General features: G+C 40.9%; 18 protein-coding genes. 5 read left to right on the plus strand and 13 right to left on the minus strand.

Features of this window, described 5'->3' with window-relative positions:
- Positions 1-33 precede the first annotated feature (33 nt).
- The 3 genes from GS400_RS12990 to GS400_RS13000 form a co-directional block, all read right to left on the minus strand.
- Positions 34-2,823: a CBM96 family carbohydrate-binding protein gene (locus tag GS400_RS12990; protein WP_160102422.1), complete on the minus strand. Its 2,790-nt coding sequence runs from the start codon at positions 2,821-2,823 to the stop codon at positions 34-36.
- A 144-nt stretch (positions 2,824-2,967) separates the two neighbouring features.
- The gene (locus GS400_RS12995) at positions 2,968-4,044 is read right to left on the minus strand and encodes a dihydrodipicolinate synthase family protein (RefSeq protein WP_160102424.1); all 1,077 of its coding nucleotides are present in this window, start codon (positions 4,042-4,044) and stop codon (positions 2,968-2,970) included.
- Positions 4,045-5,061: an NAD-dependent epimerase/dehydratase family protein gene (locus GS400_RS13000; protein ID WP_160102426.1), complete on the minus strand. Its 1,017-nt coding sequence runs from the start codon at positions 5,059-5,061 to the stop codon at positions 4,045-4,047.
- Positions 5,062-5,391: 330 nt separating this feature from the next.
- On the opposite strand from GS400_RS13000, the gene GS400_RS13005 reads away from it, so the two are divergent.
- Positions 5,392-5,589, plus strand: coding sequence for a hypothetical protein (locus tag GS400_RS13005; RefSeq protein WP_160102428.1), 198 nt, complete (start codon positions 5,392-5,394; stop codon positions 5,587-5,589).
- A 1,125-nt stretch (positions 5,590-6,714) separates the two neighbouring features.
- Here GS400_RS13005 and GS400_RS13010 read toward each other — a convergent pair.
- Entirely contained in the window at positions 6,715-7,365 is a 651-nt protein-coding gene (locus GS400_RS13010; protein ID WP_160102430.1) for a VOC family protein, read from the minus strand.
- Positions 7,366-7,583: 218 nt separating this feature from the next.
- Positions 7,584-8,585, minus strand: a complete 1,002-nt coding sequence (locus GS400_RS13015) for an LLM class flavin-dependent oxidoreductase (protein WP_160102432.1) — start codon at positions 8,583-8,585, stop codon at positions 7,584-7,586.
- Positions 8,586-8,862: 277 nt separating this feature from the next.
- On the opposite strand from GS400_RS13015, the gene GS400_RS13020 reads away from it, so the two are divergent.
- Positions 8,863-9,156, plus strand: a complete 294-nt coding sequence (locus GS400_RS13020; RefSeq protein ID WP_160102434.1) for a zinc-ribbon domain-containing protein — start codon at positions 8,863-8,865, stop codon at positions 9,154-9,156.
- A gap of 263 nt (positions 9,157-9,419) precedes the next feature.
- Here GS400_RS13020 and GS400_RS13025 read toward each other — a convergent pair whose 3' ends face one another.
- The 8 genes from GS400_RS13025 to GS400_RS13060 form a co-directional block, all read right to left on the minus strand.
- On the minus strand, positions 9,420-10,742 hold the full coding sequence (locus GS400_RS13025; protein ID WP_160102436.1) for a dihydrolipoamide acetyltransferase family protein: 1,323 nt from the start codon (positions 10,740-10,742) through the stop codon (positions 9,420-9,422).
- 12 nt (positions 10,743-10,754) lie between these two features.
- Complete coding sequence (locus GS400_RS13030; protein WP_027448530.1) at positions 10,755-11,738, minus strand: alpha-ketoacid dehydrogenase subunit beta; 984 nt, start codon at positions 11,736-11,738, stop codon at positions 10,755-10,757.
- A 15-nt stretch (positions 11,739-11,753) separates the two neighbouring features.
- Positions 11,754-12,752 carry a thiamine pyrophosphate-dependent dehydrogenase E1 component subunit alpha gene (locus GS400_RS13035; protein WP_160102438.1) on the minus strand — a complete coding sequence of 333 codons (999 nt, stop codon included), beginning with the start codon at positions 12,750-12,752 and terminating at the stop codon, positions 11,754-11,756.
- A 16-nt stretch (positions 12,753-12,768) separates the two neighbouring features.
- Positions 12,769-14,190: a dihydrolipoyl dehydrogenase gene (gene lpdA / locus GS400_RS13040; protein ID WP_160102440.1), complete on the minus strand. Its 1,422-nt coding sequence runs from the start codon at positions 14,188-14,190 to the stop codon at positions 12,769-12,771.
- Positions 14,191-14,204: 14 nt separating this feature from the next.
- Positions 14,205-15,293, minus strand: a complete 1,089-nt coding sequence (gene buk, locus GS400_RS13045) for a butyrate kinase (RefSeq protein WP_160102442.1) — start codon at positions 15,291-15,293, stop codon at positions 14,205-14,207.
- Positions 15,294-15,494: 201 nt separating this feature from the next.
- On the minus strand, positions 15,495-16,589 hold the full coding sequence (gene bcd, locus GS400_RS13050) for a branched-chain amino acid dehydrogenase (protein WP_160102444.1): 1,095 nt from the start codon (positions 16,587-16,589) through the stop codon (positions 15,495-15,497).
- A gap of 21 nt (positions 16,590-16,610) precedes the next feature.
- Positions 16,611-17,510 carry a phosphate butyryltransferase gene (gene yqiS / locus GS400_RS13055; protein WP_160102446.1) on the minus strand — a complete coding sequence of 300 codons (900 nt, stop codon included), beginning with the start codon at positions 17,508-17,510 and terminating at the stop codon, positions 16,611-16,613.
- Between the two features lie 112 nt (positions 17,511-17,622).
- Positions 17,623-19,707 carry a sigma-54 interaction domain-containing protein gene (locus GS400_RS13060; RefSeq protein WP_160102448.1) on the minus strand — a complete coding sequence of 695 codons (2,085 nt, stop codon included), beginning with the start codon at positions 19,705-19,707 and terminating at the stop codon, positions 17,623-17,625.
- Between the two features lie 178 nt (positions 19,708-19,885).
- Here GS400_RS13060 and GS400_RS13065 point away from each other — a divergent pair, with 178 nt between their 5' ends.
- From GS400_RS13065 to GS400_RS13075, 3 genes are all read left to right on the plus strand, one after another.
- Positions 19,886-20,125: a DUF2627 domain-containing protein gene (locus GS400_RS13065; RefSeq protein ID WP_027448537.1), complete on the plus strand. Its 240-nt coding sequence runs from the start codon at positions 19,886-19,888 to the stop codon at positions 20,123-20,125.
- 66 nt (positions 20,126-20,191) lie between these two features.
- The gene (locus tag GS400_RS13070) at positions 20,192-22,105 is read left to right on the plus strand and encodes a DUF294 nucleotidyltransferase-like domain-containing protein (protein WP_160102450.1); all 1,914 of its coding nucleotides are present in this window, start codon (positions 20,192-20,194) and stop codon (positions 22,103-22,105) included.
- A complete protein-coding gene (locus GS400_RS13075; RefSeq protein WP_160102452.1) occupies positions 22,105-22,833 on the plus strand; it encodes a 3'-5' exonuclease in 729 nt (242 codons plus the stop codon). Before GS400_RS13070 ends, GS400_RS13075 begins: the two co-directional genes overlap by 1 nt.
- Positions 22,834-22,872: the final 39 nt, after the last annotated feature.

Below are 22,872 nucleotides of genomic sequence, written 5' to 3' on the forward strand. Positions count from 1 at the left end.
GAGTTGCCTTCATGAAAAGGCAACCCTCTCAGCTTATTTTTTGATTTCTAGTACTGCCGGGTTATCATTTTCTTTACTATGAATTGGAACTAATCGATCTTTAAGAGCTTCATCTGATAAACGGAAGCTAAGGGTATCAATATTTTCTAATTGAGAGACCCATGCTGTAACATCGATTTGATACCAACCAGCTCCAGAAATATCGATCTGCCCTAATTTTGTAAACGTTTGTGGGTCTGGCTGTGTATTCCACGTTATCTTATTCTCATCCCATGAGGCATTCTGAGCCCCATAGACGGAGACGGGAACACTTGGGACGTCAGGATCACTAATACCACGATCTACGTAAATTTTAAGGATCACATTTTTTGTATCCGTTAAGGATGATTGGTTATTCGAAAACTGGATAAAACTTATTCGATCATAGTTCTGTATCGTTGCTTCTAGTCCCTTTACTTTTAATATCGTTGCATCACCGTAGTTCGTATCTCCATATGAATCACTTCGAACATGAGCGTCTTGGCTTGCAGAAACACTTTCAAGGGACCATGTTGTGGAAAGATTATATGGAACATCACTAGCTGAAGCCCAATAATACTCATTCGCAGCAATCGAATTCACTTTGAACCCAATTTTGCCTTTGTTTATACCAAAAGACTCTGATGTAAACGTAATCTCCCCGTTCTCATCAGTTGTACCACTAACAACTTTGCCGCTCAGATACTCAAAACGACCGCTTATGTTCGCTATTACAGGAGAATTCGTCTTTTGATCAATGATTTGTAATGAGACATGTGCTTTCCCATTTTCATAGGTTATAGAAGCTTCTCCGATAATCATTGGTTTTAAGTTTGATGAATATGTCGTAGTAGTGGTAACGGATGAAATCGGGCCAATATTCCCTCTTACATCTACAGCTGCCACTTTGTAATAATAGGTTGTGTCTGCCATCAAACCGCTGTCTACAAAAGATAACCTTCTACTAGATCCAGCTAAGTTACTCTCATTAGGAGTAAAATCAGCGGTAAGGCCACGATAAATGTTATAGTGTTCAACTTCGTAATTGTCATAAGCTCTCCCGTAGTCTAAAAGAATAGATTGATAACTATTGGTTGAGGCATTTGGTTGACGATCCACCATGGTTGGAGGCTCAGTATCATGTGGCGGTTGCCATAACACTCCATCACTACTCCATTCGGATGGTAAGTAACGGATCGTGTCATAATGATGCAGAGCGATCCCTCCAAAGGAGCTATAACCATTCATGGAGGCATATACTTTATCCAGTTCCGCTTCCATGTAGGTTCTGCCTTCTTCTCTGAACGAAATGAGCTCTGGGTCTCCTCCATCGGCAATGTCCTTCGTTTCGACTCCAATTACAACAGAGTTTGGTTTACCGATCGCTTCAGCATATTCGATTTCATCTCGAGCTCTTTCAATAATGCCGTTTGACCCTTCTGCAAAATCGCGATAATCCATGATCGAAATGTAATCCAGGATATCCTGGATATGTTGAGATAGCCATTTTGTTTGCTCTGGTCCTTCTTCAAGTTTTGGTCCCCATGTAATGGCTTCAGCGTATTGCGAGCTGTCATACCAGTTTGGAATGGCTGCTCCAATTAACAAACTTGAATCCGAAACTTTTTTCAGGTTCATCATTTTCTCTAATAAATTTAAATATTGAAGCTGCAAGGAAGGTTTTTCTGTCTTAAATTGAGAGGCAATATAGGGCTCTATATCAATATTCACCCCATCAAATTGTTCATCCTGATTGGAAGAGAGGTTATAGTTTATAATATTTTCAACTTCTTTTAGTGCAACATCATGGTATCTTTCAAATGCTCCAAAGTGAGGTGGATTGGTGCCTCCAGCAATTAGCGCGTGAACTTTATAGCCATTGTCATGGGCCCATGAGAGGAAGTCCCTAACTCGATCTCTTTCGTCCTCTAGCATATCAACACCGAAGTACTCATCTACTCCTAAATATAACGTTGTAATGGGGTCCTGGTTAAAAGTTGTGGTATCTTTAGCCATAGCATCTAATACCTTTCGAGACCCTTCATTGAAAATTAAATTGTAAGATGCATTTTCCCAAATCCACATCGCACGGTCTTGTTTTTCAAAATTCGTAGAGGATGGTCTTCCTTCCCCTGTTTTCACATAAACTGTCGAACTATAACCTGTATTCCCGATAGAATCTACAGCTTTCGCTTCTAAACTATATGTCTTGTCTTTATCAATAGGGAGTTTAAGTTGATGAGAGTAGTTATTATGGTTTTGATTTTGAACAGCAATCCATTCATTTCCGTTAATACGAATGTAGACCGCTTCAATCAGATTTTTTCCAGAGGCAGCGATGGTAACCTTCTTATGTTTTTTTATTGTTGTATTGGTTTCTGGATCAATGATTGTAACAGCAGGAATGTTCGCTTTTTTATTATCCACTGATAGAAGGATTGGTTCAGACCAGGAGGTATATCTTGTTAGGGTATTCATGCCTCTTGCTACAATTTCAATTTCACCATCATAAGGACGCGTATCTAAATCATAGTACCAATTACCTGAATGCGTTTGATTTGCATCAGGAAGCATTTGAGCTTGTGAAACCTTCATACCGTCAAGAATGAGTTGAATGTTTGATACATCTGAATAAGACCCTGAAATTCGAACAGTCCCTACTGGTAAATTGTCTCCACTACTATGTGATGTAAAGGTTAAAGAAGATGCGGCATACCCATCATCAGGGCTGAAACCGTTGAAGAATAAAAGAGGAATAAGCAACGTAAAAGCAACCATCAGCCTAAGTCGTATCCATTTTTTCATAGAAAGACCACCTTATCCTTATTTTTTGAATACAAAAAACCATAAATCCACCACCTTTATGATGAATTTATGGTTTATGCTCAAAAAATAGACTGACCGTAAAAGGACCTTTAATAGAAACGGACTTTAGCACTACCTTTCTCTCTACTGAACACTAGATTGTTTTGATAGCCACTTTTGTAAGTTTGCTTCCACAAAATCGTCATCCGTAAGATGTGGGTACTGGACATATATGCGGTCGATTTCTTCTGATTGGTTAAGGCTTAAGACATCATGATCACTTAGACACGTGTTTTCTGAAAGAAGACCTTGCCTTCTTAACACTTCATTGATACCTGCTATACACCCTTTAAATTGATGAGCAGCGTCAAAGAGAGCGGCATTACTATCGGTAACTTGAGTAGCTGTAGTCAGTAACGTTGTGGGTAGAACCAGGTGATTACGTACTTTTCTTAATTCCTCAAATTGTTCTACAGCTTTTGATGTCCACACAGCCCAGTGACCTAGCAACCCACCTACAATAGGCTTTTGGACAAGTTCACCATCTATAGAAAATTCATATTTAGTCAGCAGGTCTACGACAATATTGTCATCATTGCCTGTATAAAGAGCGATTTCATTACAACGGCTCGAGTGACACACTGCCTTTACAACATCAAGAGTTTGATAGCGGTTAAAAGGTGCCATTTTGATTGCGCAAACACCCTCGATTTCAGCAAATTGTTCCCAGAATTCATAGCTAAACGTTCTGCCACCTACAGATGGTTGGAGATAGAATCCAAATACGGGGATGACCTTGGCGATCTGTTTAACGCGTTCCAGATGCTCGCTCTCTGATAAATCTAGTCCTCCCATACTAACAAGTCCAAAATCATACCCGATGTCTTTAGCAAAAGTAGCTTCTGAAAGCGCCTGATCGGTTGGCCCACAAATACCTGCTATTTTCAAAAAAGGTCGATCTAGATTGGCATGCTCTACTTCTTCGATAGCCATTTTTAGAACCTTTTTATATAAATCTATTTCGGGATCTCGTATTTCAAATTGTGTGGTGTGTACACCTACGGCTATTCCTCCCGCTCCACTATCCATATAATATCTAGTTAATGCGCGTTGCCTCATTTCATCTAATTTTTTACTCTTCGTCAAAGCTAAGGGGTGAGCAGGAATAACCGTTCCTTCTTGAAGCAATGTCCATTTCTCTTTTGATAAACGTGTATCCACTTAAAACTTCCCCTCCCTCTCTTGGAAGTGGGTAGGTTTGTTAATTACTTCCCCATCGTTTTCTATCCATTCAGCTGTCCACTCAATCATCTCTCGAATCGTAACGCTTGGATATCCAAAGAGTTTATGTGCTTTCGATGCATTACTCAACAAAGCAGTATCTTGTTCTTTTCCAATAATATAAGGTTTCGTATTCAATAACTCTCCAAATCTTTCAGCAGCCCAACGAATGGACATCGTTTCTGGGCCTGTGACATTGAGTGTTTCTGGTGGAGAGCTACAATACAGTAAAGAACGGATGGCCATTTCATTGGCATCTCCTTGCCAAATGACATTCGCATGCCCCATCGTAACGTCAACCGGTTTTCCTTCTTTGACGGCTTTAGCAATTTCAAGTAGTACGCCATAACGAAGATCAATTGCATAATTTAAACGAAAATGGAGTTGTGGAATGTTGTACTTGTGAGAGAAATAGGTAAACACACGTTCGCGACCGAGGCACGACTGAGCATACTCGCCAATAGGACCTGTAGGATGTTCTTCTGAAACCCCTCCATTGACAATCGGAGAAAGAGGATAGACATTTCCCGTTGAGAACGATACGATGCGAGAGTTTTTAAATCTCTCTGCAACACGGCCAGGTAAGTAAGCGTTCATCGCCCAAGTAAAATGTTCATTCCCCGTGGTACCGAATTTGTGGCCCACCATATAAATGATATTTTTCACATCAGGCAATTCTTTTAGCTGTTGGTCGTCCATTAGATCTGCAGCAATGGTCTCAACGCCACACCCTTCAAGCTCACTTTGGAGTGAACCTTTTGAAAACCTGGAGACAGCATAGATCCTCTTTGGATTTTGAGATGCATTTACCGCATTTTTAGCAAGTTTAGCTAAGGTAGGACCCATTTTTCCTCCTACCCCTAATATCATAATATCTCCATCCAATAAGGACAGATCTCGAATTAAACTAACAGATGGTTCACACATTTTTTGTTCTAAATCTAGAATGTTTTTCAATGCTTTAGCCCCCTCTTATTTCATTTATCTTCATCTTATGGGAAGGGTTGAAGGGGAACAATGTCTTTAATAGGACCGAAATTCCTTTTTAAGAGTCATCTTGTATATCTCTTTTCAATAGGCAACGTGCTATGCTAAACTCATTTTAGGTAATAAATACTAGATATATATAACTATTAATATAGAATGATGAACATATTACACAAACATAAAAAGTGAGTGTAGTTGATATCCCTTTATTTATCCGTTATCCTAAAAGTTATTAAAAGATGTTTTTCAAATACCAGTTTTGGGTATATATTACTAAAGGATGAAGTTGGGGGGATGGTCTTGAATAAAGATAAACTTAGTAATGAAGAAAGAGAATTATTTCAGAGAGAATTAAACAGACTTATGCAACTACGTAAACAGATAGCTCATACAACTTCTCCTTATTTATCCCAACTCAATTCTCAAATAGATTTGCTCACAAATGTTCTTGAAGAAACAGATGCTAATAGTTTAAATAATCAGCCGGATTTCACTTGAGTAATATAGGAAAAACAACTAGTAGTTAACATAAAAAAGACACGCTCTCTGAATGTAAGTATGTCAGTTTTGGAGCACAAAAAGTGAAAATGTATTATAAAATGAGCGTTGAATTGCGTAGCAATTTGAGGCTCATTTTTCGTTGTTATTTCAATGTTTATATATGTTTTAAGTAGTTACTTACACAATAAAATGCAACCCAATATGCACATCTACAATAATTATTGAAGACCTGCAATTTCAGGTGCAAAACGAATGCAATTTCGACAACAAAAAAAGAGCAAATTCCTTATCGGAAAATGCTCCTTCTTCTTCAACTAAAGCCCCCTTATGTGGAAGACTTGGAATCGAGATATGTTGAGAGCAGTCCGTTGCTTTTGTGAGAGGTAGGGGTTCAGTGAAACGGCAATACTCCTGCGGAAGACCAGCTGAGCCTCCTCATACGCTACGCTCCTTGCGGGGTCTCATCTGCCCTTTCTACCGCGGGAGTTTGCCGTTTCCCTCACCCCTTTACGTTTATGGAAGTTAACGGACCCATGGCTGAGTTTTTTAATTTTTCACATAAGGAAAATGCGAATTTAGATACTAAAACCCTTAACATATAAGGCTTTAGATCACTTTGATGCATATATGATATAACCACACATTCTATATCAGAAAACCTTATGATAGCTGCGGTTCCGTTAATCTCAATAACGCCAAGGTGGGCTGTGGAACGGGTTGACTCCTCCGGTAGAAAGGGCGAGCGAGATCCCGCAGGAACGTAGTGACGAGGAAGCTCGATCGGTCTTCCGGGGAAAGCAACCCGTTCCACAGCCCGCCGCTCTGCATAAACATAACGGAACCAACCCGCACCAGCTTATTCAAGATAACTGCCAGTTAGCTGAATAACGCTCCCTAACTCATTTTACCATTTTATGCCGAATTTCTTCCGACTCACATAATTAGTAATGCAATTAACCCTACAATTTCCAATAAAAAAATAGTTCAATTAAGGGGTACAAATTGCAATATTGTACTCCAAAACTGAACTACTTACTCTGAATGCGTGTCTTTTTTATCTTTTGTAAAATTCCTTACCTTCAACACTTTACCGTATTATCACAATGGGAGTCAGGCTCCCTGTTAATTTTGTCCTATCAATCTCGCTTTAACAGGATCATATATATTAAATTCTTCGGTTGGATGAAACTTAATAGTATTCAAACGTGTTTGGTCATTAGAACAAAAAACAAGACCCCACTTTTGGTTCCCCATTTCCATTCTTTCACTATGTTGCTCGGCGATATTTAGATCCAAAAGGTAACTAAGAGACATGAGGTCTTCTTCACTGAACGGCAAAAGGATTTCCATTGCTTTAATATACGTATGCTTTTCTTCTGTTACAACTTCATGCCTTTTCTGCAATTCGATTTTTAGCTTCCAAGGAGTTGAAATAAAAGTTCTTCGTTCACCCTCGTTGACTTTCCAACCCAGCTCTTGAGCCTTATCAACCATTTGAAAGTATTCAGATTCATTAACTAAGATGCCAATATGGTCAAAGATATCTCTCTTCCCCTGACCAAATGTAATGTTGGTTTGCCCTTTAACCATTTGGATAATTCTAAATCGGACATCTTTATCTCTAAAATCATCCCAGTTCAGGGGAGGATTAAATGTTTGCATTTCCCCTTTATAATTTCCTACTCTTAGGTTTGTTTCAAAACCTAACTTCTGATAAAATCTCTCCATTTCCTCCGGCTTATCTGTCCACCAATGATAATGAAATAATTGCATGTAGAAGCTCCCTTCGTAAGAATTTAGCTTATCCATAGTGTACATTTGTTGCTAGCTTTTGGCTTCATAAATATGGTGTAAGTTGGTTTACGACTTTTGGCGGAGAATATTTGTTTTAAGTGTACAGGTAAATTATACCACCCTCATTTTGTCTAGCGAAAATTTGGTGTTAGGATACATAAAAACACACGCCAAATTGACGTGTGCCTTATCTTCTCCTAATTCCCATCAACCACTTCTTTTAAGATCTCATAAGACCGCTTCTGCTTATCACGATCATAAATATAAGAAACAGCCATAATTTCATCAACATTATACTTTTCCTGAAAAGAAGTTAACTGTTCACGTATAGAGTCTTTACTTCCTTTTAACGTCATACTAGACATCGTAGAGGCAGCCTGTTTCTCAGTTGGTCTCCATATCTTGTCCATATCTTCAACTGGAGGACTTAATGGATTTTGGGTACCGCGAATGACATTTAAGAAGAATTGCTGCATGGTGGTTTCTTCCTTGTCTGCTTCTGCATCACTCTCAGCTGCGATGACATTAAGACCTACGATAACATAAGGTTCATCCAAGTATTCGGATGGCTCAAATCGATCACGATAAATCGATAGAGCTTCATCCATATGTGCTGGAGCAAAGTGAGATGCAAACGCATAAGGTAATCCTAGTTTTGCTGCTAAGCGAGCTGAATCCGTCGATGAGCCTAGTATATAAATTGGAACATTTGTGCCTATACCTGGGTGAGCTTTCACATAATCTTGAACGTCTTCATCATCAAAAAACTTTTGTAAGGTCTCCACATCCTGAGGGAATGAATAAACCGTATTACTTTGTGATCTTCTTAAGGCACTTGCTGTTAATTGATCTGTTCCCGGAGCACGTCCAAGTCCCAAATCAACGCGGTTTGGATAGATTGTTTCCATCGTTCCAAATTGCTCGGCTACGACTAACGGAGAATGGTTTGGAAGCATAACCCCACCTGAGCCCACACGAATTTTCTCCGTATGCTCTAAGGTATGCTTTATTAAAATGGAAGTCGCAGAACTTACTAGCGTTGAAGTATTATGATGCTCTGCAATCCAATAGCGAGTATAGCCCATCTTTTCAGTAGCTTGTGCTAAATCAACCATAGCCTCTATAGCTTGCGAAGAGCCCTCTCCTTCGCGAACAGGGACTAAGTTAAGAACAGATAATGGTATTTGTATAGTAGACATTTGATTTGTCCTTTCTTGTTGAAGTTTTCTAGAACTATACTTCATAGGGTACAAAAGCTTTCTACAAAATGTAAAACTATATGCATGAGGGTCGAGAATAAAGTCTTATTCATTGACATATGTCTCAAATACCGGAACGGATTGTTATAAGTTTTGTCCATCTTCTTCCCTTTTGTCACTATAGTGCCGCTGATCTATGTATCTAGTTAAAGGTAAATGGGTATTTTCACGGAATAATATGTATAAGGATCATGATGTTTTGTAAGGAGAGATGTTTATGAATACTGTACTTAGGGTCATGGGTATCATAGCAATAATCACAAGCATAGTAGTAGGAATTGCAACAAAATCTTTTTGGGGTTGCTTATTTTGGGTCACTGGCGGAGCATGTATTGCAGCAATTTTATTTGCATTAGACCTTATCATAGATAATCAAAAACATATATCTGAACTTCTACAAAAATCTGTACACACTAAAAAACTTCGCACAACATATAAAACATGTCCCAAGTGTGGTTATGAGCATGATGAAACGCGTAAATCTTGTCCAAAATGTGGGCATAGGATGTGATATGAACTCTATAAAATAAGTGGTTTATATAAATATCCTTCTTTTCATCATTTTAATTATGAGCGGCAGACAGTGATCTATGAGCGTTACGGCAAATTTAAGAGTGATCTATCGAAGTTATGATCGCCCCGAAATAGATATAAGCATAACTTGAATTTTATGATCAATTCTTTCCTATATATGAGCGTTCTGCCTCAAACGAACTCTTCAATACAAAAATCCCCCACAGTAGCCAAAGCCACCAAAGGGGGATTTCATTATAATTAATAAACCGAAGTATTCTCTTTCGTCATATTCTCCAAAATCTCTTTCACACGAGCTAGGAAGTTACCACACACAAGTCCGTCTAGTACACGGTGGTCTAGGGACAAGCATAGGTTTACCATGTCACGTGCTGCGAACATGCCGTTCATGAATACAGGACGTTTTACAATGGATTCAACCTGCAGGATTGCTGCTTGTGGGTGGTTGATGACGCCCATAGACTGCACGGAGCCGAATGAACCTGTGTTGTTCACGGTGAATGTGCCGCCTTCCATATCTGCGGATGTAAGTTTACCATCGCGGGCTTTTTTCGCTAGGTCTGTAATGTCCTTTGCGATGCCTTTGATGCTCTTTTCGTCTGCGTCTTTAATGACTGGGACGAAAAGTTGGTTTCCGCTTGCTACAGCGATATTTAGATTAATCGCTTTGCGTTGGATGATCTTATCACCAGCCCAAGTGCTGTTAAGCTCTGGGAATTCTTTAAGTGCTTGTGCTACGGCTTTTACGAAGAAAGCGAAGTACGTTAGGCTGAAGCCCTCTTTTTGTTTGAACTCGTCTTTTTTCGCATTGCGTAGTTCAGCAAGGTTGGTTACGTCTACTTCAACTGTCATCCAAGCATGAGGGATTTCAGTTTTAGATTTCACCATGTTTTGAGCAATTGCTTTACGCACGCCTGTTACTGGGATTTCTACATCGCCTTCTTGCGCTGTAGGTTGTGGGCCAGATGGTGCAGGTTGTGCGCTTGCAGCTGCTGGTTGAGATGGTGCTGCAGGTGCTTCTTGTTTTGGAGCTTCTTGTTTTGCTTGTTCAGGCTGTTTGTCACCTGCTTTTGGAATGTCGCCAGATGCGATAAGCTTTTCAAGGTCTTTACGTGTAATACGTCCGCCACGTCCAGATCCTTTAACTTGATTCAGATCAATATCGTTCTCTTGAGCCATACGTAGTACAGCTGGTGAGTAACGCTTTTTCATCGGTTGATCTTCATCTGCTTGGTCATCAGCATCGCCCACAGCCTCTTTTTCAACAGGAGCTTCTGTTTTGTCCTCGCCTGCATCACCTGAGGAAGCTTCTTCGCCTCCTCCTTCTGTTTCGATATAGCACATAAGCTCGCCGACTTCGATTGTGTCGCCTTCGCTTGCGACAAGTTCAGTGATTTTACCTGTGAAAGAGGATGGAACCTCTGCGTTTACTTTATCTGTCATAACCTCTGCGATTGGATCGTACTTATTAACCGTGTCGCCTGGTTCAACTAGCCATGAGCTAATTGTACCTTCTGTTACACTCTCACCGAGCTGAGGCATATTGATTTTTTCTTTAGCCAATGCAAACCCTCCTTAAAATTCAGCTAGATCACGCATTGCTTGTTCAACTTTATCCGGATTCATCATGAAGTATTTCTCCATCGTTGGAGCATATGGCATGGATGGTACGTCTGGTCCAGCCAAGCGTTGAACAGGTGCATCAAGATCAAATAGGCAGTTTTCTGCGATAATGGCAGATACTTGGCCGATGATGCTTCCTTCTTTGTTGTCTTCTGTTACAAGAAGCACTTTACCTGTTTTCTTAGCTGCTTCAATAATTGCTTCCTGATCAAGTGGATACACTGTGCGTAGGTCTAAAATGTGTGCGTCAATGCCTTCTTCAGCTAGCTTTTCAGCAGCTTGAAGCGCAAAGTTTACACATAGACCGTAAGTGATAACTGTTACGTCAGAACCTTCACGTTTTACATCAGCTTTTCCAATTGGAAGTGTGTAATCATCCTCAGGTACTTCGCCTTTGATCAGACGATAAGCACGTTTATGCTCAAAGAATAGGACAGGGTCATCATCACGAATTGCTGCTTTTAATAGTCCTTTCACATCGTAAGGCGTTGAAGGCATTACGATTTTTAGACCTGGCTGATTCGCAAATACAGACTCAACAGATTGAGAGTGGTATAGTGCGCCGTGTACGCCTCCACCATATGGAGCACGGATTGTCATTGGTGCGCTCCAATCATTGTTTGAGCGGTAACGCATTTTAGCCGCTTCCGAAATGATTTGGTTTACAGCAGGCATGATAAAGTCAGCGAACTGCATCTCAGCTACCGGGCGCTTTCCGTACATTGCTGCACCAATTCCAACACCAGCAATTGCAGATTCAGCAAGTGGTGTATCGATTACGCGCTCTTCACCGAATTCGTCATAAAGACCATCAGTAGCACGGAATACGCCTCCACGTTTTCCGACGTCTTCTCCTAATACAAATACATTTTCATCACGTTGCATTTCTTCTTGTAACGCTTTCGTTACAGCTTGTATATAAGACATTACAGGCATAGTCGTTTCCCCTCCTTACTCATTCTCAGCATAAACGTACTTCAATGCACTTTCTGGCTCAGCGTATGGTGCATTTTCAGCGTAGTCTGTAGCATCATTAATGATTTTTGTAAGTTCTTCTTCCATCTCTTTTTCTTTATCTTCTGTTAGCACACCAGCATCTTGAAGATATTTTTTGAATGTAATAAGAGAATCTTTTTTCTTCGCTTCTTCAACCTCTTCACGCTCACGGTACGTACGGTCATCGTCGTCACTGGAGTGCGGTGTTAGACGGTAAGAAACCGTTTCGATTAGAGTTGGTCCTTCACCGTTACGAGCGCGATCAGCCGCAGCTTTTACCGCTTCGTAAACAGCTAATGGATCGTTTCCGTCAACAGTGTAGCCTGGCATACCATAACCTACAGCACGGTCTGATACATTTTTAGATGCAATCTGCTTTTCCTGTGGTACGGAGATTGCGTATTTGTTGTTTTCAACCATTGTAATAACAGGTAGCTTGTGAACTCCAGCGAAGTTCAGCCCTTCGTGGAAATCTCCTTGGTTAGAAGACCCTTCACCTAGCGTTACAAAGGATACGAAATCTTTTTTATCCATTTTAGAAGCAAGTGCTACCCCTACTGCGTGTGGAAGCTGAGTTGTTACTGGAGAAGATCCAGATAGGATACGGTTTTTCTTTTGACCGAAGTGACCTGGCATCTGACGTCCGCCAGAGTTCGGGTCTTCTGCTTTAGCAAAACCAGACAACATAAGATCTTGAGCTGTCATACCGAATGCAAGGACAACCCCCATGTCACGGTAGTATGGTGCTACATAGTCTTTGTCACGGTCTAGAGCAAAAGATGCTCCAACCTGTGCTGCTTCTTGTCCCTGACAGGAGATTACGAATGGAATTTTACCTGAACGGTTTAATAACCACATACGCTCGTCGATTTTACGAGCCATAAGCATTGTGCGATACATGTCTAATACTTGTTCATCTGAAAGACCTAATGATTGATGGCGATTTTCAGCCATAATAGCTCCCTCCTTATTATCCGTGAATTTGTTTTCCGTCTACAGCAAGTGCTGCTTCGCCCATAACCTCTGAAAGGGTTGGGTGTGGGTGAATACTGTGAGCTACTTCCCAAGGGGTAGCATCTAACACTTTGGCTAGACCAGCTTCTGAAATCATATCGGTTACATGAGGTCCTACCATGTGGACACCAAGTAAGTCATCGTTTTCTTTGTTTGCTACAATTTTGACAAAACCATCTGTTTCACCATGTACAAGCGCTTTCCCAATTGCTTTGAATGAGAATTTACCTGTCTTCACTTCGTAGCCTTGTTCTTTTGCTTGCTCTTCTGTTAAGCCAACGCTTGATACCTCAGGATTTGAGTAGATACATGATGGTACTTGCTCCATATCCATTGGCATTGGATTCTCTCCAGCCATATGCTCAACAGCAATAATGCCTTCGTGAGATGCAACGTGTGCTAGCTGCATGCCGCCGATCACATCACCGATTGCATAAATGTGAGATTCTTTTGTTTGGTAATATTTATTCGTTTTGATTGCGCCGTTTTCTGTTTCGATATCGGTATTTTCTAAACCAATGTTCGTTACGTTTGGTGAACGACCGACAGACACTAGCATGCGATCTGCTGTGTATGTTTGGTTTTCCCCTTTACGCTCAGCTTGGATCTCTATGCCGTCTTCTTTTTTCAATGTTTCTGGCATTACTTTGGCACCTGTAACGACCTTAATGCCTTTTTTCTTCATCAGACGGGTCATTTCCTTCGAAACTTCCTTATCTTCAGTTGGAAGAATGCGATCCAGGTATTCAAGTACCGTTACTTCAACACCAAAATCAGCTAGCATAGATGCCCATTCGATTCCGATTACACCGCCACCAACGATAACGATGGAGTTCGGAAGTTCTTCCATGGATAACGCTTCGTCTGAAGTCATCACGTATTGCTCGTCTACATCAAGACCAGGTAATGTACGTGGGCTTGAACCTGTCGCAACTAGAACGTTTTTCGGAATTAGCATTGGGTTTTCTTCACCATTGTTCAATTCAACAGAAATGGTTCCAGCTGATGGCGAAAAGATACTTGGTCCAAGAATACGACCGTACCCTTCGAACACATCGATTTTGCCTTTTTTCATCAATCCTTGAACACCTTGGTGAAGGGTATCAATAATCGATTGCTTACGTTCCTGAACCTTGAAAAAGTTAAGGGTTGGTTCAGAAGTTTCAATACCGAATGTATCCGCTTCTTTGGTTTGCTTGAACACTTCTGCGCTTCGTAGTAACGCTTTTGATGGGATGCATCCCTTATGTAGGCAAGTTCCGCCTAGTTTTCCACTTTCAACAATTGCTGTTTTAAGTCCGAGTTGGGAAGCACGAACGGCGGCTACATAGCCACCAGTTCCCCCACCAAGGACGACTAAATCATACTCTTCAGCCATTGGTTTCTCCCCTTTCACCCAATAGGATTGGGATAGGTTTTCGCTTCTTCTTCTTCACGAAGCACGCGTAGCGCGCCTTCTGTTAATGCTTGTAATTCGTTTTCACCAGGATAGATCAGGCAATCTGCAATCCAGTTCACACGCTCAGAGATTTTCGCTACGAATTCTTTTCCGTATGCTAATCCTCCAGTTAATGCAATTGCATCAACTTTTCCGTGTAGAACGGCACTCATTTGCGCGATTTCTTTTGCAATCTGATAAGCCATTGCATCGTACACGCGCTCAGCTTCCTCATCTCCAGCTTCAATTCGCTTTTCTACCTCTAATGCATCGTTTGTATCTAGATACGCCATGAACCCGCCTTGTCCAACGAGTTTTTTCATGATTTCCTCACGATAGTATTCACCAGAGAAGCACAGGGATACAAGGTCACCAGCTGGAACCGTTCCTGCACGTTCAGGTGAGAAAGGCCCGTCTCCGTGTAAACCATTGTTCACATCAACAACGCGGCCCTTTTTGTGAGCTCCTACTGTAATACCGCCACCCATATGTGTCACGATAATATTCAAATCTTCGTAAGGACGTTCTAGATCTTTAGCCACTCTTCTCGCTACTGCTTTTTGGTTTAAAGCATGGAAAATACTCTTGCGTGGGATTTCCGGAACGCCTGAGTAGCGAGCTACATTGTCTAGTTCGTCTACTACGACGGGGTCAACGATAAAGGATGGAATGTTAAGCCCACTTGCAATTTCACTTGCGATGATTCCACCTAAGTTCGAAGCATGTTCACCATTGAAGCCCATTTTCAAATCTTCAATCATGGCGTCGTTTACTTCATATGTGCCGCCTTCAATGGGGCGAAGAAGGCCTCCGCGCCCACATACGGCATCTAGCTTGGATATATTCATTCCTTCATGATCAAGAGCTTCTAAGATGGTATTTTTGCGAAATTCATACTGGTCAATGATCCGATTGTATTGAGCTGTTTCTTCTACGCTATGGCGAATTGTCTCTTCAAAAATACATTGTTCATTAGAGAAAACACCAATTTTCGTAGATGTAGAGCCTGGGTTGATAACTAAAATTCGATAATGTTGTTGCAAGACCTTGACCTCCAAATATATTTTCTAATAAAAGTTCAAAAAGGAGGACAAAAAGAGCCGAGAAGATCAAGGAAGCGCAGCTTTGAGTAACGGAGCGTATGCTTCCAATACGTGAGTAGCGGAAAAGCAAGCTGACGCAGAGATTCGAGAGCTATTTTTCCCGGACTTTTTGAACAACCTTTCGTGATGTGTGCCTTCGTTTTAGCGGCGACTTAAGATGTTATGGCCATTCTGTAAAAAAGTAGATTTCGTTTTGCGCATTTTCTCAATTCGCTCTTCTGCCATACGGTCAGCAGCCTGATACGTTGGAATGTTGTCACGACGTGAAATATCGAATACTGCCATTACGTTGTCGTAGATTTTCTCTACCTTTGCCATAGCACGTTCCTGATTGTAGCCGTAAAGTTCGTCAGCTACGTTAATAACGCCACCAGAGTTCACAACGTAGTCTGGAGCATACACAATGCCCATTTCGTGGATCTGGTCACCATGACGGTTTTCTTTTAACTGGTTGTTTGCAGAACCAACAATCACTTTCGCTTTTAACTGAGGGATTGTTTCGTCGTTAATCGTCGCACCTAGTGCACACGGCGCGTAGATATCACAGTCAACAGAATAGATTTCCTCTGTTCCTACAGCTTCTGCGCCAAATTCCTCTACAGCACTTTGAACAGCTTCTTCATTAATGTCGGTAACGATTAGCTTTGCGCCTTCTTCATGAAGGTATCTACACATTTTGTAGGCAACATTTCCAACACCTTGAACCGCTACAACTTTTCCTTCAAGAGAGTCAGATCCGAATGCTTCTTTGGCTGATGCTTTCATAGCACGATAAACACCGTATGCTGTTACTGGAGACGGATCACCAGAAGAGCCAAATGCAGGAGAGAGCCCTGTTACATAATCCGTTTCTTCATGAACTAGATCCATGTCAGCTACGTTTATACCAACGTCTTCAGCAGTAATGTAGCGGCCGTTTAGTCCTTGGATGTAACGTCCGAACGCGCGAAATAGTTCTTCGCTTTTGTCTTTTTTCGGATCGCCCATGATTACGGTTTTACCGCCACCTAGGTTTAAGCCAGCAGCTGCGTTTTTGTATGTCATTCCTTTTGCTAGACGTAATGCATCTTCAATAGCATCCGCTTCTGAATCATAAGTCCACATACGCGTACCACCTAGCGCAGGTCCTAGTGTCGTATCATGAATCGCGATAATCGCTTTTAATCCAGATTCTTTATCCTGACAAATCACCAGTTGCTCATAATCGTATTTTTCCATATAGCTAAAAATTTCCATTGTAATTCCTCCTCAGAATGATTACTCAGACGTCAGTAATGCTAACGCTAATGAATATAATTTACTCTCTGCTGTATCAGCGCGAGATGTTAAAACAATTGGGGCTCTTGCTCCGCTAATCAGTCCCGCTACTTTTGCATCTGCAAAGTACATAAATGATTTATAGAGTGCATTAGCTACTTCAATTGCAGGTGCTAATAAAATATCAGCCTGACCAGCTACTTCTGACTGGATGCCTTTTTGTTCGGCCGCTGCCTTAGAAACAGCATTGTCAAAAGCTAAAGGACCATCAACGATACAGCCTTTGATCTGCCCTCTTTGTTGCATTTGGGTTAGAGCTGCAGCATCAAGGGTAGCTTGCATAGAAGGATTAATCACTTCCACAGCTGCCAGTGGCGCTACTTTAGGCTCACTCATTCCAATACCATGTGCAACTTGCACGGCATTTGAAATGATTTGTGATTTTTCTTGAAGTGTAGGAGCTATGTTCATTCCTGAATCGGTTAATAAAAGCAATTCATCGCGATTTGGAATTTCAAACACAGCTACATGTGAAAGGACATTCCCTGTTCGAAGTCCATATTCTTTGTGTAGCACGGCTTTCATAATGCCTTTGGTGTCAATGTTGCCTTTCATCACAACATCTGCCTCACCTTGAGACACAAGCTTCACGGCTTCTAAAGCTGCGTCTTCTCCATGTCCCACATCCTTTATTTCAAGATTTTGATCATGGATGTTTAGTGAAATGTCCTCTGCAATTCTTACAATGTCAGATTGGACGCCCACGAGAACAAATTGAGCAAGATCGTGCTCAAGACCGTGCTGAACAGCTCGCAACACTTCTTCGTCAGCTGCTTGAGCAACGGCTACCTTGCGTTTATTCTCTCGGTTTACTTTTTCAAGTAAAGTTGATAATTTCATATTTGTCACCTTTCTTGCTGATCTATTTCTTAATAGTTGCAAAAACCATGCCAACACCACATTCATGTAAGCGCTTTACTGGAGGCTTCGCAACTATGCAAGTTCTTTCTCTCTATGAAAAATCTTGCATGCTATGTTTGTCAATTCCGTACTTATCCATTTTATAATAGAGGTTACGAATGGAGATCCCTAAGCTCTTGGCTGTTTGTGTTTTATTAAACTGATTGGCTCGAAATGCTTCCATTAGAACTTTCTTCTCATAAGCATCCAACGAATCTTGAAGAGTTCTTCCATTCCAACCTTCAACAATCGGCTCTTCATCAGTATCTTCACTCGATTTCGGATGTTGCCACAATTCCGGAATATGGGTGAGTTGAATAACTTCTTCGTTTAAGTGCATATAAATCATCGCCCGGCCAATGATATTTTCAAGCTCTCGGACATTCCCTGGCCAATTATATCCTTCCAGATAACGAAGAGCTTCATCATTGACTCGTGTAACATTACGCCCATAATCTTGATTAAGCTTTTGAACCAAGTGATTTACGAGCAACCCGATATCCCCCACTCTTTCACGTAATGGAGGTATGAAGATTGGTAAACGGTTTAACCGATAATAGAGATCCTCTCGGAAGGTACGATTCATAATCGCTTTTTCCATATTCACGTTCGTTGCTGCAATCACCCGGACATTAATGGAAGTAGGTTTTGTACCCCCTACACGAACGATCTCGTTTTCTTGTAAAACCCTCAAGAGTTTTGCCTGCATATGTTGCGAAAGTTCACCAATTTCATCTAGAAAAATACTCCCGTGGTTCGCTTCTTCAAACAACCCACGTTTACCGCCTCGCTTCGCACCTGAGAAAGCTCCTTCTTCATAACCAAAAAGCTCACTTTCTAGAATAGATTCTGCAATGGCTGCGCAATTAACTCGAATGAATTTATTATGGCGACGTTCGCTTTCATTATGAATGGCGTGAGCAAAAAGCTCTTTTCCTGTACCAGACTCACCTCGTAACAGGACCGTTGCTGGTGTTTTCGCTCCGACTTTTGCTTGTTCTAAGGCAAGCTTCATCTCAGATGAATCTCCAACAATGTCATCAAAGGTGTACTTGGCTTCAAGATTACGAATGATCTGTCTAGCTTTCTTTAGCTCACTCGTTAAGGATTGAATTTCGGAAACGTCATGAAGAACCCCGACACTTCCTTTTAACTTTCCATCTACTATTACCGGTGCAACGTTTACGATAACTTCCTTTTTAGAAGGCCCGACACTCATGCGGACACCTCGAACAGCACGTCTCGTTTGAAGGACGCGCATATGCATACTTTCACCTTCTGAGATGTCTGCTGTTGCAGGTTTTCCAACGATATCTTTTTCATTGAGACCCGTTATTTTCGTATAGGCTGGGTTAATCATAATCCCCATGCCATGTTCATCTACAACAGATATCGCTTCTTCTGAAGAGTTGATGATCGCTTCAAGCATGGTTTTGACTTCTTTTAAGTCTGTCAGCTCCTCCGCCAAATCAACAACTTCCGTAATATCCTTAAATACCGAAAACGCTCCCATTAATTCATCATTAGGGCCGATTAACGGAATTCGTGTAGTGACAAGCTTTCGCCCATTTTCCAGTTCAAGCTTTTGGTTCACTTCCTTCCGGCGAACCCTTAAAACATGCGGAAGCCTGGACGTTGAAATTAGGTCTTTAATCGGTTTTTCCAGAGCATGTTGACGCTTCATTCCAAGAATTCGCTCGGCTCCACGATTGATAAAGGTAACTTCCTCACGATCATTAATGACGATCATGCCATCATGAATCGAGTTCAGGATAAGTTCCTGGTTGTTTGTTTGTCGCTGCAATTCTGAGAGAAGGTTGTTCTTCTCTTCAAGTAACTCAGACGTTATGTAGGCGACCGATCCTGGTATGACGACAGTTTTCTTGGGACGAGCCTGCAAAAGCTCTTCAAAAACATCTTCATCACCTGTGGCTTCAATGACGATATCTATATTTTCATGGATCCAAACCTTCCAATCTTGACCGGTTTGAATCCCGTTTTCCTTGGCATGCCTGATTCCAGGCGCTTCTTCATTAATATCGATTACAGCCACAATCTCCATTGTAGCCGTTTGACTTAATAACGTAAGTAATGCTGTTCCGCCTTTTCCTCCACCGACGACGAGCACACGTTTCATATTCATCATCACCTTGCAAGTATTTGCATATCTTCACTATATACTACTGTGCATTTTTTAGCAAGCAATCATGTATACGCTTTTTTCCTATTAAATTGCCGTGTGCTTTGCTATACTACCAATGGAACCAAAATGCGAAAAAATGAATCGAATTACCTCATTAAGGGAGAACAGAACTATGGCACGATTGATTGCTATCATTATTTTATTCTTTCCTGGTGCCCTTGCAGTTTACGGCATCAAAATCATGCGCGATACTTTATTCGGTGTTTTAAATCCGATTTTCTTTCAACTCTGGATCCAATTCACCGCTGGCCTTATATTCTTCGGTGTTGGCTTATGGTTTATTGGTGGTTTCATTTTACACCGTGATCGGAAACGAAAGAAAACCAAAGGACGTTTTGAGAACAGATCTTAAACCTTGCGTGATATGCAAGGTTTTTCATTTAATAGCAGAACATAAAAGCAAGGAGGGACGCTGCGCATGCAAGAATATCTTGAAATCTTTAAACAACAATATCCTTTTACCTTATTGAATGAGGAACAGTATAAAAAGATTTTTGACGGTGCATCTCTCAGCACTTTTAAGAAGAATCAATTCATCTTTCATGAAGACGAGAGTGAAGATGATATCGATATTTATTTTGTCATGAATGGATTGGCAAAAAATATTATGCACCGCTCAAACGGAAAGCAACTTTCTGTTCGTTACTACTACCCAGGAGACCTTGTTGGTGTGATGATTACGCTAACTAGTGGAGAAATGAAATTTTCTGTTCAGGCGATTGAAGAAACGAAGGCTTTACGCTTTCATAAAAAGCATTTCCTTGAAGTAATGGCTGAAAACCAAGCATTTTCACAGATCGTGATTGAGGGGATTAGTAACCTCATGAAAAGCTTGTACCAGGAGATTAAATATAAAAGCTCTGATCAATCTGAGAGAGATTATGAGCGGGATCTATTCAAACAACGTATTGTGACGTACTCTGAATCACCTTCTATCATTCAAGAAGACGCATCTCTACAAGACGCAGTATCGCAAATGCAACAGGAGCAAGTTGGAGGCTTAATCGTTTGTGATGAGGAGAATTATTGTAAAGGCGTTTTGAATTATCAGGACATTTTTAAAGCCTATCTCAATCAAGATTTTTCTAACCCCATCAAGGAATATGTGAAGGAAGAACCTTACGTCGTTTCAGAGCAAGACTTCATTTATGATGCCCTCTCATTTTTAAAACACAATCATGCAGCCATTATCCCTGTACTTCATAAGCAAAAAGTTGTTGGGCTGATCAGACAGACATCCTTCTTAAAAATGCAAAACTCTGTTTACTTCGACCTTCGCTATCAAATTGCGAAAACATCAACACTGGAGCAATTGAAAAACCTTGCCCCTCGATACAATCGAGAATTCCAGAAATTCGTTGAGCAATTGTTAGAGGATCAAATGCTTGCTTATGACGTATGTGAGTTGATCTCCAGCTATAATGATGAAATTCATAAGCAAGTGATTCATATTGCTGAGGAAGCTATGATTGAAGAAGGTTATGGGACGCCACCGATTAATTACTGCTTTATCGTAATGGGAAGCGAAGGTCGTAAAGAGCAAGCGTTCAGTACAGATCAGGATAACGGTTTAATATTATCGGACTACGAACACTTGGAAAACAAAGATGAGATTGAGAAATATTTTCAGATCTTTTCAGAGAAAATCAATTACATGCTTGAGTCGTGTGGCTTCCCTTTATGTACTGGAGGCATTATGGCCAAGGAACCAAAATGGCGACACTCCTTTCAAAGTTGGAGGGAAACCATTCAACAATGGATTCAGCGCATGGATGCTGAAGAGATTCGTGACTTCACCATTTTTGTTGATTTCCGACCAATCGTTGGTGACTTCACCTTAGCTTATGAATTACGTGAATTTGTTACCGCGAAGATTAAACGCTCCCTTAATTTGCAACAGCTGCTCATGAAGGACACTCTTCGTTTCCGAGTACCTGTTCAGCCATTTGGTCGTATTCATGGTACTGGGAAAACGCGTGTAGTGAACTTGAAAAAGTCGGCAATTATGCAAATTGTGAACGCCGTCCGCATCTATGCAATTAAGTACGGAATAGATGATATCAATAGCATCAAACGACTTGAAACATTGGAAGAGCACGAACGTTTCCACCATCGCGATGTGGAAAATGCAAAACTTGCTCTTCACCGTTTGTTGAAATTCCGTGTTCAACAAAACTTAAAACAAATTCAAAATGAACAACCACTATCAAATGAAATTAGCGTCACGGTGTTATCCAAGGAAGATAAAAAGACACTACGTGATGCTCTAATGATTGCGAAGCGACTCCAACAAGTACTTGAGCTAAGCTACAACCGAAATCGGGTGGTCTAATGCTTCCGATTGATATAGAGATTTTAAAGTATATTTTTTATGAACGACATATCGTTAGCTTGAAGATGCGTCCGTTCTTTGAAACAGATGCTTATCACCAATTAAAAAAACAGCTTGAGAACTTAAGTACAAGTGAGGAACTTTTATCTGAATCTGTTATGGAAGCACCATACACTATTTTTGATTTAGAAACGACAGGCTTACTCCCTGAATTGGGACACGAGATTATCTCAATTGGTGCCATTCGCATACAAGGTGTTCATCAGATCCAATACGAGCGATTCCATATGCATGTTAAACCGCTTCGACGAGTTACAAAGCGTACACAGCAATTAACAGGTATAACAGAGGAAGAGCTAGAAGAAAGCGATACAATCCTTAAAGCTCTATCAGCTTTTTTAGAGTTCAGTAAAGGATCTGTTCTAGTTGCTTACCCAGCAGCTTTCGATATGAAGTTTTTACGAACGATGCTAAAACGTTGGAAGCTACCTGATCGACTTCCACATTCTATTGATGCACAAACGATCGTGAAGAAGCTGTATCCAAATCGAAAACACCAATTAGATACTATGATTCCATTCTTCGGAATCACTAAGCTTGCCAGACATCATGCTTTAAATGATGCTACGATGACAGCTGAATTATTTCAACAGCTTTTACATCAGTTACCGAATGAAATTCATACGGTGCAAGATCTCTTATCTTTTACAGAAAAGCAAAAGAGCTGAAGCCTTATGTAACAGGCTTCAGCTCTTTTTTATGTCTAG

Origin of the sequence: Pontibacillus sp. HMF3514 (genome assembly GCF_009858175.1) — a bacterium.
Lineage (GTDB): Bacteria > Bacillota > Bacilli > Bacillales > BH030062 > Pontibacillus.